Source organism: Paenibacillus donghaensis, from assembly GCF_002192415.1.
GTDB classification, from domain to species: Bacteria; Bacillota; Bacilli; order Paenibacillales; family Paenibacillaceae; genus Paenibacillus_AQ; species Paenibacillus_AQ donghaensis.
Window position 1 is genome coordinate 7,172,969 of the sequence record NZ_CP021780.1, and the last position, 14,907, is coordinate 7,187,875.

At 52.6% G+C, this 14,907-nt stretch carries 12 protein-coding genes and 1 other RNA gene; 12 read left to right on the plus strand and 1 reads right to left on the minus strand.

Annotation, left to right across the window (positions count from 1 at the left end; genetic code table 11):
* Window positions 1–64 precede the first annotated feature (64 nt).
* Together B9T62_RS32540 and argS are read left to right on the plus strand one after the other, a co-directional pair.
* Window positions 65–514: a YwiB family protein gene (locus tag B9T62_RS32540; protein WP_211296376.1), complete on the plus strand. Its 450-nt coding sequence runs from the start codon at window positions 65–67 to the stop codon at window positions 512–514.
* The gene (gene argS, locus B9T62_RS32545) at window positions 508–2,196 is read left to right on the plus strand and encodes an arginine--tRNA ligase (RefSeq protein ID WP_087919051.1); all 1,689 of its coding nucleotides are present in this window, start codon (window positions 508–510) and stop codon (window positions 2,194–2,196) included. Before B9T62_RS32540 ends, argS begins: the two co-directional genes overlap by 7 nt.
* Before the next feature lie 91 nt (window positions 2,197–2,287).
* Here the strand turns inward: argS and B9T62_RS32550 are convergent, their stop codons facing one another.
* Window positions 2,288–3,457 (minus strand): S8 family peptidase, encoded by a 1,170-nt coding sequence (locus B9T62_RS32550; RefSeq protein ID WP_087919052.1) that lies wholly within the window; start codon window positions 3,455–3,457, stop codon window positions 2,288–2,290.
* Window positions 3,458–3,814: 357 nt separating this feature from the next.
* On the opposite strand from B9T62_RS32550, the gene rpoE reads away from it, so the two are divergent.
* The 10 genes from rpoE (at window position 3,815) to B9T62_RS32600 (ending at window position 14,904) form a co-directional block, all read left to right on the plus strand.
* Window positions 3,815–4,366, plus strand: a complete 552-nt coding sequence (rpoE, locus tag B9T62_RS32555) for a DNA-directed RNA polymerase subunit delta (RefSeq protein ID WP_087919053.1) — start codon at window positions 3,815–3,817, stop codon at window positions 4,364–4,366.
* 274 nt (window positions 4,367–4,640) lie between these two features.
* On the plus strand, window positions 4,641–6,248 hold the full coding sequence (locus B9T62_RS32560; RefSeq protein WP_087919054.1) for a CTP synthase: 1,608 nt from the start codon (window positions 4,641–4,643) through the stop codon (window positions 6,246–6,248).
* 321 nt (window positions 6,249–6,569) lie between these two features.
* Window positions 6,570–6,956, plus strand: a complete 387-nt coding sequence (locus B9T62_RS32565) for a response regulator (RefSeq protein ID WP_087919055.1) — start codon at window positions 6,570–6,572, stop codon at window positions 6,954–6,956.
* Between the two features lie 209 nt (window positions 6,957–7,165).
* The gene (gene fba, locus B9T62_RS32570) at window positions 7,166–8,020 is read left to right on the plus strand and encodes a class II fructose-1,6-bisphosphate aldolase (RefSeq protein WP_087919056.1); all 855 of its coding nucleotides are present in this window, start codon (window positions 7,166–7,168) and stop codon (window positions 8,018–8,020) included.
* A gap of 157 nt (window positions 8,021–8,177) precedes the next feature.
* Window positions 8,178–9,437, plus strand: coding sequence for a UDP-N-acetylglucosamine 1-carboxyvinyltransferase (locus B9T62_RS32575; protein WP_087919057.1), 1,260 nt, complete (start codon window positions 8,178–8,180; stop codon window positions 9,435–9,437).
* Window positions 9,438–9,646: 209 nt separating this feature from the next.
* Entirely contained in the window at window positions 9,647–10,996 is a 1,350-nt protein-coding gene (rho, locus tag B9T62_RS32580; RefSeq protein ID WP_087919058.1) for a transcription termination factor Rho, read from the plus strand.
* 24 nt (window positions 10,997–11,020) lie between these two features.
* A complete protein-coding gene (locus tag B9T62_RS32585) occupies window positions 11,021–12,298 on the plus strand; it encodes a radical SAM family protein (protein WP_087919059.1) in 1,278 nt (425 codons plus the stop codon).
* Window positions 12,299–12,378: 80 nt separating this feature from the next.
* An RNA gene (ffs, locus tag B9T62_RS32590) (signal recognition particle sRNA large type) lies at window positions 12,379–12,646 on the plus strand.
* A gap of 136 nt (window positions 12,647–12,782) precedes the next feature.
* Window positions 12,783–14,543, plus strand: coding sequence for a DNA polymerase III subunit gamma/tau (gene dnaX, locus B9T62_RS32595; RefSeq protein WP_087919060.1), 1,761 nt, complete (start codon window positions 12,783–12,785; stop codon window positions 14,541–14,543).
* Between the two features lie 49 nt (window positions 14,544–14,592).
* Entirely contained in the window at window positions 14,593–14,904 is a 312-nt protein-coding gene (locus tag B9T62_RS32600) for a YbaB/EbfC family nucleoid-associated protein (RefSeq protein ID WP_087919061.1), read from the plus strand.
* Window positions 14,905–14,907 lie beyond the last annotated feature (3 nt).

A 14,907-nucleotide genomic window follows, 5' to 3' on the forward strand; every position in this document is an offset into this window, starting at 1 on the left:
GATATAGTGTACAATGGGAATGCGAATAAGCCCCCGGGTCACATAAGAAGCGGAGGGACGTACGGTGCCTGAACACCAACAACAGTCTGACAAGTACGCAGTTTCACTAAGTCTTACAAGCATTCAGGACGGGCAGGAGAATGTGCTTAGCACGACCGGAGAAGCCATTATCCGGGGAGCACAGCTATTTATCCGCTATGAAGAGCGGGAGCAGGGGCCACAGGGCGAAGCGCAGTCGGTCCGGACCACGCTCAAGATTGCAGACCATGAACTGAAGCTGATCCGCCACGGGGCGATTGAGTCGGAACAGACCTTTCAAGCTGGTCGGCGGCTGCCGGGCTTCTACCGCTCGCCATACATGCAGTTCAATCTGTCCACAGATACCCGCAAGCTGGATATCATCCGCAAGGGGCGTTCCCTGCAGGTGTCCTGGGAATATGGGCTGTATGTGTATGAAGAGTTATCCGGCCAATTCGCGCTCAGTTTGCATATACAGGAGGAACCCACATGTTAACAGATCAATCAAACCCGCTCGAGCAGGTGAATGAACGGGTCAAAGAGGCTATAGCCGATGCCATTGTTGCCGCCGGCCTGGTTGCCCGCGAAGAGCTTCCGGCCATTGTGCTGGAAGTGCCGAAGGACAAGGCTTTTGGTGATTTGGCGACGAATGCCGCCATGCAGCTGACCAAACTGGCCAAGCGCAATCCCCGGCAGATAGCCGAAGCCATTATCTCCCACCTGGACACCAGCGGAGTCACCATCGAGAAGGCGGAAATTGCCGGACCGGGCTTCATTAACTTCACCCTCTCGAAGCATTATCTCTATCCGGTCATTACCCGGGTAGCAGAGCAGGGAGCGGACTACGGACGTGTGGACATTGGCCGCGGACAGAAAGTGGAAATGGAATTTGTGAGCGCCAATCCTACGGGCAGCCTGCATCTCGGACATGCCCGCGGCGCTGCCGTCGGCGATGCGCTCTGCAATGTGCTTGATTTCGCAGGGTATGAAGTGACCCGCGAATATTACATTAATGACGCAGGCAACCAGGTCAACAACCTGTGCCGGTCGATTGAAGCCCGTTATCTGCAGGAGCTGGGCCAGCCGGCAGAGATGCCGGAGGATGGCTACCATGGCGAAGACATCAAGGGCTTCGCCCGCGAGCTGGTGGCCGAGCAGGGCGAGGCGCTGCTGGAGATGACGCCCGGCGACCGCGCCGCATTCCTGCGCACCTACGGGCTGGGCAAGGAGCTGGACAAGATCAAACGCGATCTGGGCCGCTTCCGCGTCTCCTTCGACATCTGGTACAGCGAAACCTCGCTGTACGAGAACGGTAAGGTGCTGCGCTCACTGGATGAGCTGCGCGACCGCGGCGAAGTGTACGAGCAGGAAGGCGCAACCTGGCTGCAGACGACCAAATACGGCGACGACAAAGACCGCGTTCTGATCAAGAATGACGGTACGTATACGTACCTTACTCCTGATATCGCCTACCATGACGATAAATACGGACGCGGCTATGACAAGATGATCAACATCTGGGGCGCGGACCACCACGGCTATATCCCGCGCATGAAGGCGGCTATGGCGGCGCTGGGCAACGATCCTGAGAAGCTGGTTGTGCTGATTGCGCAGATGGTCAGCTTGTTCCAGAATGGCGAGAAGGTCAAGATGTCCAAGCGTACCGGCAAGGCCGTTACCATGGAGGACCTGATGGAGGAAGTGGGGCTGGATGCGATGCGTTATTTCTTCACAATGCGCAGCATGGATTCCCACCTCGATTTCGACATGGATCTGGCGATTTCGACCTCGAACGAGAATCCCGTATTTTATGTCCAATACGCACACGCGCGGATCTGCAGCATCTTCCGCCAGGCGGAGGAGCAGGGCATTGCTCTGCCGGATTATGCGGAGATCGATTTCACCAAGCTGACCGCAGTGCATGAATATGACCTGCTGCGCAAGATCGGCGAGCTTCCGGCTGAGATTGCCATAGCGGCAGAAGGATATGCGCCGCACCGTCTGGTGCGTTATGTATATGATCTGGCATCGCTGTTCCACAGCTATTACAAAGCGGAGCGCGTCATCACCGAAGACGCCGCCCAGACCTTGGCCCGGCTTGCGCTGCTTGGCGCGGCGCGCACCACCATTGCCAATGTCCTGCGTCTGATCGGCGTGTCTGCGCCCGACAAGATGTAGGCTCTAAATTAAGAAATCCGCCCCGGACTGACCGGAGGCGGATTTCTTGTGTCTTGGGTGGCTGCAGGCGTTGAGTGCTGTCGCCACCAGGTTATACGGTCGCGGCCGTTGCCCGCCTGGTGCGGGTGCCTGCCCGTAAGAGCCGCTGGGCATCGGCCGAGCCGCCGCCCAGCGAGACCCGGCGCTGCCCCTTGCGCAGCCGCACGGGGACAGAGCTGCGGCGCAGCAGCAGCTTCAGCTCCTTCGGCGTGAGCCCTGGCCGCAGAGCCAGGAGCAGCGCCGCCGCCCCCGTCACATGCGAGGTCGCCATGGACGTGCCGCTCATTTCCTTGTAGCCCTCCCTCAGCCAGCAGGAGGGCACGTTTTCACCGGGACCGTATACATCGATATACGGTCCGCGGTTACTGAAGCTGGCTACCCGCTGCCTTTTGTCGGTCGCGCCGACGGCAATGGTCTCCGGGTAGCGTGCCGGGTAATCGCCTCCGCGCTTGCCGTCATTGCCAGAGGAGGCAATGATCGCGATGCCGGAGCGGTACGCCTTCTGCACCACATCATGCAGCGCCTTGCTGCGGGTCTTCATCCCGAAGCTCATATTGATCAGATCCATCTTGTTCTGCACGCACCAGTCAATACCAAGCACGATGTCCGACACATAGGCGGAGCCGCTGTGATCGAAGGCTTTGACCGGATAGATCAGGGCGCGCGGCGCTACGCCCATCATGCCGCGCGAGCCTCCTGCGGCGGACAAGGTGCCGGCGATATGGGTGCCGTGCCCGTTGTCATCCAGCGGCAGCATGCCGCGGTGCAGCAGGTTGACGCCGGAGGTTAGAGAATGCTTCAGGTCGGGATGGCGGTAATCCGCCCCTGTATCAATGACGCCGATCCGCACCTGGACTCCGGTAGAGCGGGTCCAGGCCTGGGGGGCATGAATGGCTTTTACGCCCCAAGGCAGGACGGCGGTGCCGACTCGCTCACCGGGAATGGAATGAATCTGGATGCGCAGGTCTTCTTCTACATTCAGGGATTCGGCGAAACGGTCCAGCAGTCTAGCCGCTCCGGCAGCGGGCATGACGAAAGCCCGGATCAATGTGGATACCTGTACCTGCTTAAGTCCGGCACGCTTGGATTTCAAGCTTCTCCATTCTGACAAGACTCCGGCATAATGGCGGGGATCATGGAAGGTGACAATACGCCGCTCACCATTCTTGGGGGCAACTGATATCTCATCAAGCAGCAGCTGCCAAAATCTATAATAGTCCATAAGTGTCGCCGTCCCCTCCTCGGTGCCGTGCTGCCATATTGTATGATTGGAGGAGGGGCTCCGAATGGGAACTTGCCCTTTTTTAACGAAATAGGCTGCCCATCGTGTCAAAAGACTGCGCTTTACATAAAATAAACCGAAGAGACATTAACCTCTCTTTGTAACATCCCGTAAGGAGCCGATCCTTGGCGTGGATACAGTCATGTGCGGAGGATTTCCTCCGCCTTTTTCACATTCCCCCGTACTTCCCGTATTTGACTTGCAATTTGTTCCCAAATAGGTTTTACTTAGGTTTGTTAATGGATAGTTACGAAATAAACCGTACGGTGAACATTGCGTGAGAGGAAGTGTCCTTTAGTGAGTACGCCACTCAATTTAAAGCTGGACCCTGAGAAAGTTAAAGAAATGCCGATGGTGGATCTGGCCTTTCTGGTGCTGAAGTCGGCCAATACGCCGTTTTATTACCGTGATCTGATGGTCGAAGTGGCCAAGCTGCGCGGTATGACCGATCAAGAGAGCAACGATACCATCGCCCAGTTATATACCGAGATTAATATTGACGGTCGTTTTGCCTGTGTAGGAACCAATCTGTGGGGATTGAAACGCTGGTATCCTCTGGAACGTTCCGATGACCCGGTTGGCAATACGAAGCGTGTGCGTATCATCAACGATGAAGACGACGATCTGGAAGATGATGACTTCGCCGAAGAAGAAGAGAATTACGCTGCGGAAGAAGAGGACTTCGATGTTATCGATGAAGATCGCGACGACCTCTATTCAGACGACGACAGCGAAGAAGAAGTCGATGAAGATGTTGTAATCGATGAAGAAGATATTGATGAAGACGATACGGACGAAGACGATGCAGAAGAGGGCACCGACGACGATGCCGATGATGAGGACAAGTAACATTTGCGTCAAAGTCTTTACGACATGCAATTCCTTCCTTGACAGTGGGGAAGCGGCAGAGTAAACTATTGCATGGGCTTCTGATGAAAGTTAATAATTGTGTTCTCTAAAATAAAAAGTGCCCCGGTGCTACCGGTGTCACTTTTTTGTTTTTTAGAGGCCAAGGAACTGCCAGAAGGCAGCAGCAACTTCTGATTTCCCCCGTGAGAAACGGGTTACGATATGATTTGTGCGTCACCTGAATTAATGGACATCATATAGGAGGGTTTTTACAGTGACAAAGTATATTTTTGTAACGGGCGGTGTGGTGTCTTCCCTTGGCAAAGGCATCACCGCCGCTTCGCTGGGCAGGCTGCTAAAGAACAGAGGCCTGAAGGTCACGATTCAGAAATTTGATCCATACCTTAACGTGGACCCGGGAACGATGAGTCCCTACCAGCATGGTGAAGTGTTTGTAACTGACGATGGTGCGGAGACAGACCTTGACCTTGGACACTATGAACGGTTTATTGACATTAACCTGTCGAAGAATAACAACGTGACCACCGGCAAGATCTATTCGTCGGTAATCAGCAAGGAGCGCCGGGGTGAATACCTGGGCGGGACCGTTCAGGTTATCCCGCATATTACGAATGAGATCAAGGAGCGTGTCTTCCGCGCGGGCCGCGAGACCAGTTCGGATGTGGTCATTACTGAAATCGGCGGCACCGTTGGTGATATCGAGAGCCTTCCATTCCTTGAAGCGATCCGTCAGATCAAGAGCGATATCGGCCGTGAGAATGTGATGTATATTCACGTTACCCTGATTCCTTATATCAAGGCAGCAGGCGAAGTGAAGACCAAACCGACACAGCACAGTGTTAAGGAGCTGCGCAGCATCGGAATTCAGCCGAATGTGATCGTATGCCGTACCGAGCACCAGCTTTCGGACGATATGAAGGCGAAGATCGCCTTGTTCTGCGATATTGATGCCAATGCGGTGGTAGAATGCCGCGATGCTTCAACCCTATATGAGGTTCCGCTTAATTTGCGCGACGAAGGATTGGACGAGATTGTGGTCAACCATCTGAAGCTGACTACCCCTGCGCCTGATATGCGTGAATGGGAAAGTATGCTGGAGCGGATCAACAAGCTGGAGCACACCGTGGAAATTGCGATTGTCGGCAAATACGTTGCCCTGCATGATGCCTATTTGAGCGTGGTGGAATCCCTGTCTCACGCCGGGTTCGCCTCTAATAGCGATGTGAAGCTGCGCTGGGTCAACGCTGAGGAAGTTACGGATGAGAATGTGAAAGAGCTCCTGCATGGCGCACACGGCATTCTGGTTCCGGGCGGCTTCGGCGATCGCGGGATTGAAGGCAAGATCAGCGCAATCCGTTATGCCCGTGAGCAATCGGTTCCTTTCTTTGGCATTTGCCTGGGAATGCAGGTTTCGGTTATTGAATACGGACGTTCGGTTCTGGGCCTTGACGGAGCGAACAGCTCAGAGATCGATCCGGAAACCCAGTATCCGTTGATTGATCTGCTTCCGGAGCAAAAGGATATCGAAGACATGGGCGGCACCATGCGTCTGGGCCTGTATCCTTGTAAGCTGCTTCCCGGTTCCCTGGCCGAAGCCTGCTACAATGATGAGCTGGTGTACGAGCGTCACCGTCACCGCTATGAGTTCAATAATGCTTATCGTGAACAGATGGAGAAGGCGGGTCTGGTCATTTCCGGTTCCTCCCCAGATGGCCGTCTGGTTGAGATTGTCGAGCTGCCGGGTCACCCTTGGTTCTTGTCAGTGCAGTTCCACCCGGAGTTCACTTCCCGTCCCAACCGTCCGCAGCCGTTGTTCCGCGAATTTGTCAAAGCGTCGCTGGTGCATGCCGGACAGCTGTAGGTCAAGCCTCGCGTTACTTTCACACTTATCTGTATAGCCTCCTCTCGGAGGCTTTTTTAAAAAATATAAGAATTTTATATGTTCCACGCCATAAATTATCCTTCTATTTCTCGCAGAAACAGGTGCCGCCTCTACTTAATCGTCCTGAATCAAGCTGCCACTAACCCATTTTATGACATAGATTTACGCATTTTATCCAATTAGCAGGATTCTGGTCGTGGGCCGCGAATAATAGGTGTCGTATGGACTGAGCTGGAAGGAGCCGTTAGCTGTGGAGAGCGCGGTATAGTCAATCTGCCTTAAATCGTGGGAGGGTATCAAATGGAGAAAAAGAAAGTGTTAATTGTCGATGATCAGAACGGGATCCGAATTCTGCTTATGGAAGTGTTCAACAGCGAAGGGTATACGACATATCAAGCGGCAAACGGCAAAATCGCTTTGGATATTGTCAGCAGCGAATCTCCTGATCTTGTCCTGCTCGACATGAAGATTCCAGGGATGGATGGTCTTGAGATTCTGAAGCACCTGAAGGAGCTGAATCCGGCAATCAAGGTGATCATGATGACGGCTTACGGAGAGCTGGACATGATCAAGGAAGCAACCAAACTGGGTGCTTTAATGCATTTCACGAAACCTTTTGACATTGATGAAATGCGGATGGCGGTTAATATGCATCTCCACAAGAAGTCTGTAGATCATCACAGCTAACGCAACGAATTCCTCCTGGGTGCCGCTCCCATATGGCGTTTGCAAAAGGACAGGTCTGCCCCACGCAAGGGCTGGATCGATATTGTCCCACCGGGACATTTTTTTGTTTATCCTATTTAGTATTTGACACAGGATGTGCTATAATAGGGCTGTATGTGATGTCGGCTTAGAAATATAAGTTAACCCAACATTCTTAGGAGGATGAAACCATGCCATTAGTATCTATGACGGACATGTTAAAAAAAGCACTTGAAGGAAAATATGCAGTTGGCCAGTACAACATCAATAACCTCGAGTGGACACAAGCGATTCTTGGTGCAGCAGAAGAAGAGAAATCACCGGTAATTCTGGGTGTATCCGAAGGTGCAGCGCGTCACATGGGCGGCTTCGTTACAGTAGTTAAGATGGTTGAAGGTCTGATCGTAGACATGAAAATCACTGTTCCTGTTGCTATTCACCTTGACCACGGTTCAAGCTTTGATAAATGTAAGGCTGCTATCGATGCCGGATTCACTTCCGTAATGATCGACGGCTCCCATCATTCAATCGACGAGAATATTGAAATGACCAAAAAAGTCGTTGAATATGCTCATGCCAAAGGCGTTTCTGTTGAAGCGGAAGTTGGCACGGTTGGCGGACAGGAAGACGATGTAATCGGCGGCATCATGTATGCAGACCTTGCTGAATGTATCCGTATCGTTAAAGAAACAGGAATCGACACATTGGCTCCTGCACTGGGTTCCGTACATGGTCCTTACCATGGCGAGCCTAACCTCGGATTTAAGGAAATGGAAGAAGTCCGTGATGCGACTAACATTCCATTGGTGCTTCATGGCGGAACAGGTATCCCAACTCATGATATCAAAAAAGCCATTTCCCTCGGCACTTCCAAAATCAACGTGAATACAGAAAATCAGATCGTATTCGCCAAGACTGTCCGTGAAGTTCTGGCTGCTAAACCGGATGCTTATGATCCCCGCGTCTTTATCGCTCCAGGCCGCGAAGCCATCAAACAAACCGTTATCGGCAAAATTCGCGAGTTTGGTTCCAACAACCAGGCTTAATTCCTTTCTTCCGCTACAAGCGGACAAGCATGCCGCAATAGCCTAATAGACCCGAATGGAGAGCCACCGCCTAGCCGGTGTCTTTCCATTTTCATTACCCAAAAGCACCAGTACGTATTGTTGACCGCAATACTCGTAGGGGGAAACAGATAAATCTATGGAAAAATTAATGATTGGCGGTGGACGTCCGCTGCAGGGCGTTGTCACCATCAGCGGAGCGAAGAATAGTGCAATTGCGCTTATTCCTGCGGCGATTTTGGCCGAATCTGAAGTTGTTCTGGATAATTTACCGTCCCTTAGCGATGTAGCTGTATACTCCGAAATTCTGGAAGAGCTTGGCGCAACCGTAACATGGTCAGGCAACCAGATGAGCATCGATCCCTCCCGTATTGTTTCCATCCCCATGCCCAATGGTCCGGTCAAGAAGCTCCGGGCGTCGTATTACATGATGGGTGCCCTCCTTGGACGATTCAAGGAAGCCACTATAGGTCTGCCTGGCGGCTGCAATTTTGAGCCACGGCCAATCGACCAGCACATCAAGGGTTTTGAGGCACTGGGTGCAACAGTTACCAACGAACACGGCTCTATTCATTTGTATGCCAAGGAATTACGCGGCGCGAAGATTTACCTCGACGTCTCCAGCGTTGGGGCTACAATTAATATTATGCTGGCGGCTTCACGGGCCAAAGGCTCCACAATTATCGAAAATGCGGCTAAAGAGCCTGAGATTATAGATGTAGCTACCCTATTAAATTCTATGGGCGCTGTTATTAAAGGCGCCGGCACTGAAACGATCCGAATCGAAGGTGTCACGGAAATGCACGGCTGCCGTCACTCCATTATTCCTGACCGGATACAGGCTGGAACATATATGATTGCCGCTGCGGCAACGCGTGGCAATGTGCTGATAGATAATGTCATTCCGAAGCACCTGGAAGCTTTGACAGCCAAGCTGCTGGAAATGGGTGTTGAGATTGAAGAGCTGGACGAGAGTATACGAGTAATTGGCAAGGCCAGATATGACCATGCCGATGTTAAAGCGTTAATCTACCCGGGTTTCGCCACCGATCTGCAGTCTCCGATGGCAAGTATGCTGACCCAGGCGGAAGGCGTAAGTGTGCTGACTGATTTTGTGTACAGCAATCGCTTCAAGCATGTTCCTGAATTAGTTCGTATGGGGGCGAAGATCCGCGTGGAAGGGCGTTCGGCAATCATTGAGGGCAGCAAGCTTAATGCGGCCAAGGTGAAGGCAGCCGACCTGCGGGCAGGCGCAGCGCTGGTTATCGCCGGCTTAACCGTGGAAGAGGGAATCACCGAAGTTACCGGTGTGGAATACATTGACCGCGGTTATGATCATTTAGTCAGCAACCTCCGAATGCTGGGGGCTGACGTTTGGCGGGAGACGGAATTAGGCTAAGAACACCGGAGAGGAGGGGGTTATTTGCGGTACAACTGCATAACTCCTTCCAATTCGGGTAATGCTATCCTAATGAGGTTTTTTAAAATAGAAGAAACGGATGCCGCCTCTTGGAGAGGACAGCGAAGCCGTTTCTTCTTGATAGACTCATAACTTGCATACAGGCATACTAGAATAACTCATATAAAAATTGAATAGGTGGTTATTACATGGATCTTCAAATTTCCGATTTGGAAGAGATGAAGCTGACCGAGCTGTATAAGCTGGCGAAAAAATACCAGATCCCTTATTACGGCACGCTCAAGAAACGGGAGCTGATCTTCGCAATACTCCGGGCTCAGGCAGAGCAGAGCGGACTCATGTTTATGGAAGGGGTTCTGGAGATTCTGCCCGAGGGGTATGGATTTCTACGGCCAATCAACTATTTGCCGAGTGCAGAGGATATTTATATATCTGCTTCGCAAATTCGCAAATTTGATCTCAGAAGCGGGGACTTGGTGTCAGGGAAATGCCGAACACCCAAAGAGAACGAAAGGTATTTCGGACTGCTTCAGGTCAATGCGGTCAATGGCGAGAATCCGGCCAGTGCAGCCGAACGTCTTCACTTTCCAGCCTTAACACCTCTTTATCCGCAAATCAAGCTACCACTAGAAACATCCCCTACTAATTTATCTACTCGAATCATGGATTTGCTCGCTCCGGTCGGTCTGGGGCAACGGGGTTTGATTGTAGCACCTCCCAAAGCAGGGAAGACGCTTCTTCTGAAAGAAATTGCCCACAGCATTTCCACTAACAATCCTGAGATAGAACTCTTTGTACTCCTGATTGATGAGCGGCCTGAGGAAGTAACCGACATGCAGCGTTCCGTGAAGGGCGAGGTAGTGGCATCGACGTTTGATGAGCTTCCCGAGAATCACATCAAGGTAGCTGAATTGGTGCTGCAGCGGGCGCTTCGTTTGGTAGAGCATAAGAAGGATGTTGTGATTTTGCTGGACAGCATTACCCGCTTGGCCCGTGCTTACAATCTGGTGGTTCCTCCATCCGGACGCACACTGAGCGGAGGGATTGATCCGGCTGCTTTTCACCGCCCGAAACGTTTTTTTGGTTCAGCGCGGAATGTGGAAGAAGGCGGCAGTCTGACCATCCTCGCTACGGCTCTGATAGATACCGGATCACGTATGGATGACATCATTTATGAAGAATTTAAAGGCACGGGCAATATGGAGCTGCATCTGGACCGCAAGCTGGCCGAACGCCGTATTTTCCCGGCAATCGACATCCGCCGTTCCGGCACACGCCGAGAAGAAGTGCTGCTGAGCAAGGAAGAGCTGGATACGATTTGGTCGATCCGCAAGAGCATGAACGATTCTTACGATTTCGTGGAAGGCTTCATCAAGAAGCTGCGTAACACACAGACCAACGCCGAGTTCCTGGCTGCCTTCGATGTGGCCGGATCCAAGGAAACGAATGGTACCGCCAGCAACGGAGGCACGTCGAACAGCGGTGCGGCAGCACGCAGAACGCCCCGCCCGAAAGCGCCCACGGTACCTACAACCTAGAACGTTAATATAGAGGAGACTAACATGTATTTGGTATATGCTGACGAGCAAGGAAACGTATATGATCATCCCGAACTGTACGGGCTTGCCCGCAGTGGGGATATGATTGTAGAGATGCTGGAAGAAGAGCTGATTCCGCTGCCGGAAGGCGCTACGCTGGTAGGGCTGCCTTGCACCAGAGCGGTGGGCATGAACCCGGAGACTGGCGAAATGCTGCCGCTGCCGGCAGGCTCGCAGGCGGTGGGTGCGCTGCTTCCTCAGGGCTTTACCCGTCTGTGCCTTCCAGGGTACGTTAAGACGGACAAGGAATATAAGCTTCCGCTATTCGGATATTCGGCTGTAGTATGGAAGGATGGCGGCTTCTACGTGGCTGCCGACCCTACGGATAACCCGGAGCAATGGAATCCGCTGAACAGCGGAAGGGAAGCGGTGGAGGCGGGGGTAGAGGCTCTGACCGCTAAATATCCGGAGAACCGTCTCTATGGACATCTTTCCAACTGCGCTCTCGGCTATGAATGTCTCACCTCCTCCAATACCTTTCTGGGTCGCTGGGAAGGTGCGGTACCGGTCTCTTATTCCTGCAACGCCGGCTGCTTTGGCTGTATTTCCGAGCAACCCGACGACAGTGGATTTGTGTCACCTCAGACCCGCATGAACTTCCGGCCTACAGTAAGTGAGCTTACCCAGGTTATGCTGGAGCATCTGAAGACACCTCAATCGATTGTCAGCTTCGGCCAAGGTTGCGAGGGCGAGCCGTCTACCCAGGCCAAGCTGATTATTGAAGCGATTCGTGAAGTTCGTTCGATTACGGATATGGGCTATATCAATATTAATACCAATGCTGGACTGAGCGACCATATGCGCGGTATTGTGGATGCAGGGCTTGATCTAATGCGTGTAAGTACCATCAGTGCGCTGGATGACCATTATAATGCCTATTACAAGCCACGTGGATACACATTGGCCAATGTAGAGAAATCGCTGAAATATGCCTTGTCGCAAGGGGTATACACCTCAATCAATTATTTGATTTTCCCAGGGGTGACTGACCGCGAGGAAGAGATTGAAGCCATGGTGGAGTTCGTCAGACGAACCGGTCTGCGATTGATTCAGATGCGCAATTTGAATATTGATCCGGAAGCCTACTTGAATTTGATTCCTCCGGCACAAGGCGATATTCTGGGGATGAAGACGATGCTGGATATCTTCCGGGATGAGCTTCCTGAGGTTGTTATCGGCTCTTACACACATGTTCCGCCTACGGAGCTGGCCCGTGTGAAGCAGCTGCCGATTAACATCTAACGGCTTTTGGCGTCGAACTGGCATCCGTTTTGCAGACAGGCGGTTGATTTTTATGCGTGGGTAGGCTATACTTATCTTCGCCGTGCTAGATGGGGAGGTAGCGGTGCCCTGTAACTCGCAATCCGCTGTAGCGAGGTTGAATTCCTGTTAGAGGTGCTGTCGATGTGAGGCCTTGGTTCCTGCGGGCTGTGTTGACGGTTGGGTCCTCCGCAATGAGTGCTTGTGAACCTGGTCAGGTCCGGAAGGAAGCAGCCATAAGCAAGTTACTCTTGTGCCGGAGGGTAGCCTAGCCCGAGCAGTCATGCAGGGTTGCCGCTTGGATCGCAGCCATCAATAACAGGTGCACGGTTTATATCCTGCTCATAACAGCATCTTTGCCACAAGCAAAGATGCTTTTTGTTTTTGGTCAAATTCCAGGGAATATAGTATAATAAATTAGCGACAAATGCCGTTATAGCGGCAGCCTAAGAAAGGGTAATGCATAGTGGAACATATCGCGCTGTACCGTGCATGGCGGCCGCAGTCGTTCAAAGACATAGTAGGACAACAGCACATTATCCAGACGCTGCAGAACGCGATACGCGAACAGCGGGTTTCGCATGCCTACCTGTTCAGCGGGCCGCGCGGAACAGGGAAGACGACCGCAGCCAAAGTGTTGGCCAAAGCGGTCAACTGTGAGCGGAGTGAAGGTGCAGAGCCTTGCAATGAATGTCCCTCCTGCCTAAGAATTACTGCGGGAAATGTCATGGATGTGCAGGAGATTGATGCTGCCTCCAACCGGGGCGTAGAAGAAATCCGCGACCTCAGAGATAAAGTGAAATACGCGCCTACCGAGGTGCGCCGTAAAGTGTATATAATTGACGAAGTGCATATGCTGACAACCGAGGCTTTTAATGCGTTGCTCAAGACGCTGGAAGAGCCGCCGCCCCATGTAATGTTCATACTGGCTACTACAGAGCCGCATAAGCTTCCAGCCACGATCATCTCACGCTGCCAGCGGTTTGACTTCCGCAGAGTTTCGCTGGAGGAGCAGACTGCTCATCTGGCAGCCGTCTGTGAGAAGGAGAACATCACGGCTGATCAAGATGCGCTGCAGTATATTGCCCGTCTATCCGACGGGGGAATGCGGGATGCGATGAGCATTCTGGACCAGATTTCCTCCTTCACCGACGGAAATGTAACGTACGCTCAGGTGCTTAATATGACCGGCGGAATTGCTTCGGAACAATTTGCCCGTTTGGCCAGAGCTATTCTGGAAGGGGAAATGGGGCAATTACTGGAGCTTGTTGAGCAGCTGATGCATGAAGGCAAAAGCGCTGACAAATGTCTGGAGAATCTGCTCTTCTATTTCCGTGACCTTCTGATGATCAAGATGGTCCCGGGAGCGGATCAATTAACAGACCGGGTGCTGAACCCGGCCGAATTCAAGGATATGGCAGCTGCGTTCACCCGTGACCGGCTGTTCAATATCGTAGATACCCTGAACCGTTACCTTGGTGAGATGAAATATGCTACACACCCGCAGACTTTGTTCGAAGTAGCACTTATGAAGCTGTGCAGTCTGCAGCCAGATCAAGCTGCACAGCCATCATTGGCACAGCAGTCTGCGGCTCCGCAAGGAAGCGCGCCAGCGGCTGCCGGGGAGCTTGAGCATCTGAAGAAGCAGATCGCAGCGCTGGAGAAGAAGCTGGAGCAGGCCATGGCAGCAGGTGCGCTTGCCGGCGGGGGCCGTGAGAATACCCCTGCCCAGAAGCCAGCTGTGCAGAGCTCCGCTCCGCGTATGTCCTCCGCAGCCAAGCTGCCGCCACAGGTAGATAAATTCATTGCTGCCAAGGACAGTGGCGATTTTGCGGCTATCTACAAGCAATGGAGCCTTGTTCTGCAAGGGGTGAAGGAAGAGAAGGTGACCGTTCATGCCTGGTTCGTGGATGGCGAGCCGGTTTCGGTGCTGGATGATGCCGTGCTGGTTGCCTTTAAGAATACCATTCACCGCGATACGACCGAGAAGCCGGCCAACCGGCAGGTGATTGAGCAGGTGCTCGCCGCCCGTCTAGGCAAGCCTTACAGGCTGGTCACTATGCTGCTTCGTGATTGGAATGAAGCGGCGCTGAAGCCGGCGGCGCAGACAGGGACCGAAGAACTGCGGCTGGAGCATGAGCATGAGAGTGCCGAAGCCAAGCAGGAACCTTGGATTGACGAGGCCATTCAACTGTTTGGAGAAGACCTTGTTGTCATAAAAGATTAATTCAGCTGCACATCAGCGCCAAGCGCGCATTCCAAAGGAGAGATGATCAATGAATAATATGAATCAGATGATGAAACAGGTTAAGAAAATGCAGGAGCAGATGCTGAAGGCACAGGAAGAGCTGGGAACCAAAACGATTGAAGGTTCATCCGGTGGCGGAGTCGTTACCGTTCAGGTGAACGGCCACAAGAAGCTGTTGTCCATTCAGATCAAACCGGAAGCGGTTGACCCGGACGATGTGGAGATGCTGCAGGATCTTGTTATTACAGCCGTTAACGATGCGCTGACCCAAGCGGAAGAAATCGCCAATAGCGATATGGGCAAGTTTACCGGCGGCATGAAGATTCCGGGCTTGTTCTAAACG

What these genes read in the sequence shown, in the direction of transcription:
- argS (WP_087919051.1), top strand. Translation starts at nt 508, where the DNA reads ATGTTAACAGATCAATCAAACCCGCTCGAGCAGGTGAATGAACGGGTC.
- B9T62_RS32550 (WP_087919052.1), bottom strand. Translation starts at nt 3,457, where the DNA reads ATGGACTATTATAGATTTTGGCAGCTGCTGCTTGATGAGATATCAGTT.
- B9T62_RS32565 (WP_087919055.1), top strand. Translation starts at nt 6,570, where the DNA reads ATGGAGAAAAAGAAAGTGTTAATTGTCGATGATCAGAACGGGATCCGA.
- fba (WP_087919056.1), top strand. Translation starts at nt 7,166, where the DNA reads ATGCCATTAGTATCTATGACGGACATGTTAAAAAAAGCACTTGAAGGA.
- B9T62_RS32575 (WP_087919057.1), top strand. Translation starts at nt 8,178, where the DNA reads ATGGAAAAATTAATGATTGGCGGTGGACGTCCGCTGCAGGGCGTTGTC.
- rho (WP_087919058.1), top strand. Translation starts at nt 9,647, where the DNA reads ATGGATCTTCAAATTTCCGATTTGGAAGAGATGAAGCTGACCGAGCTG.
- B9T62_RS32585 (WP_087919059.1), top strand. Translation starts at nt 11,021, where the DNA reads ATGTATTTGGTATATGCTGACGAGCAAGGAAACGTATATGATCATCCC.
- B9T62_RS32600 (WP_087919061.1), top strand. Translation starts at nt 14,593, where the DNA reads ATGAATAATATGAATCAGATGATGAAACAGGTTAAGAAAATGCAGGAG.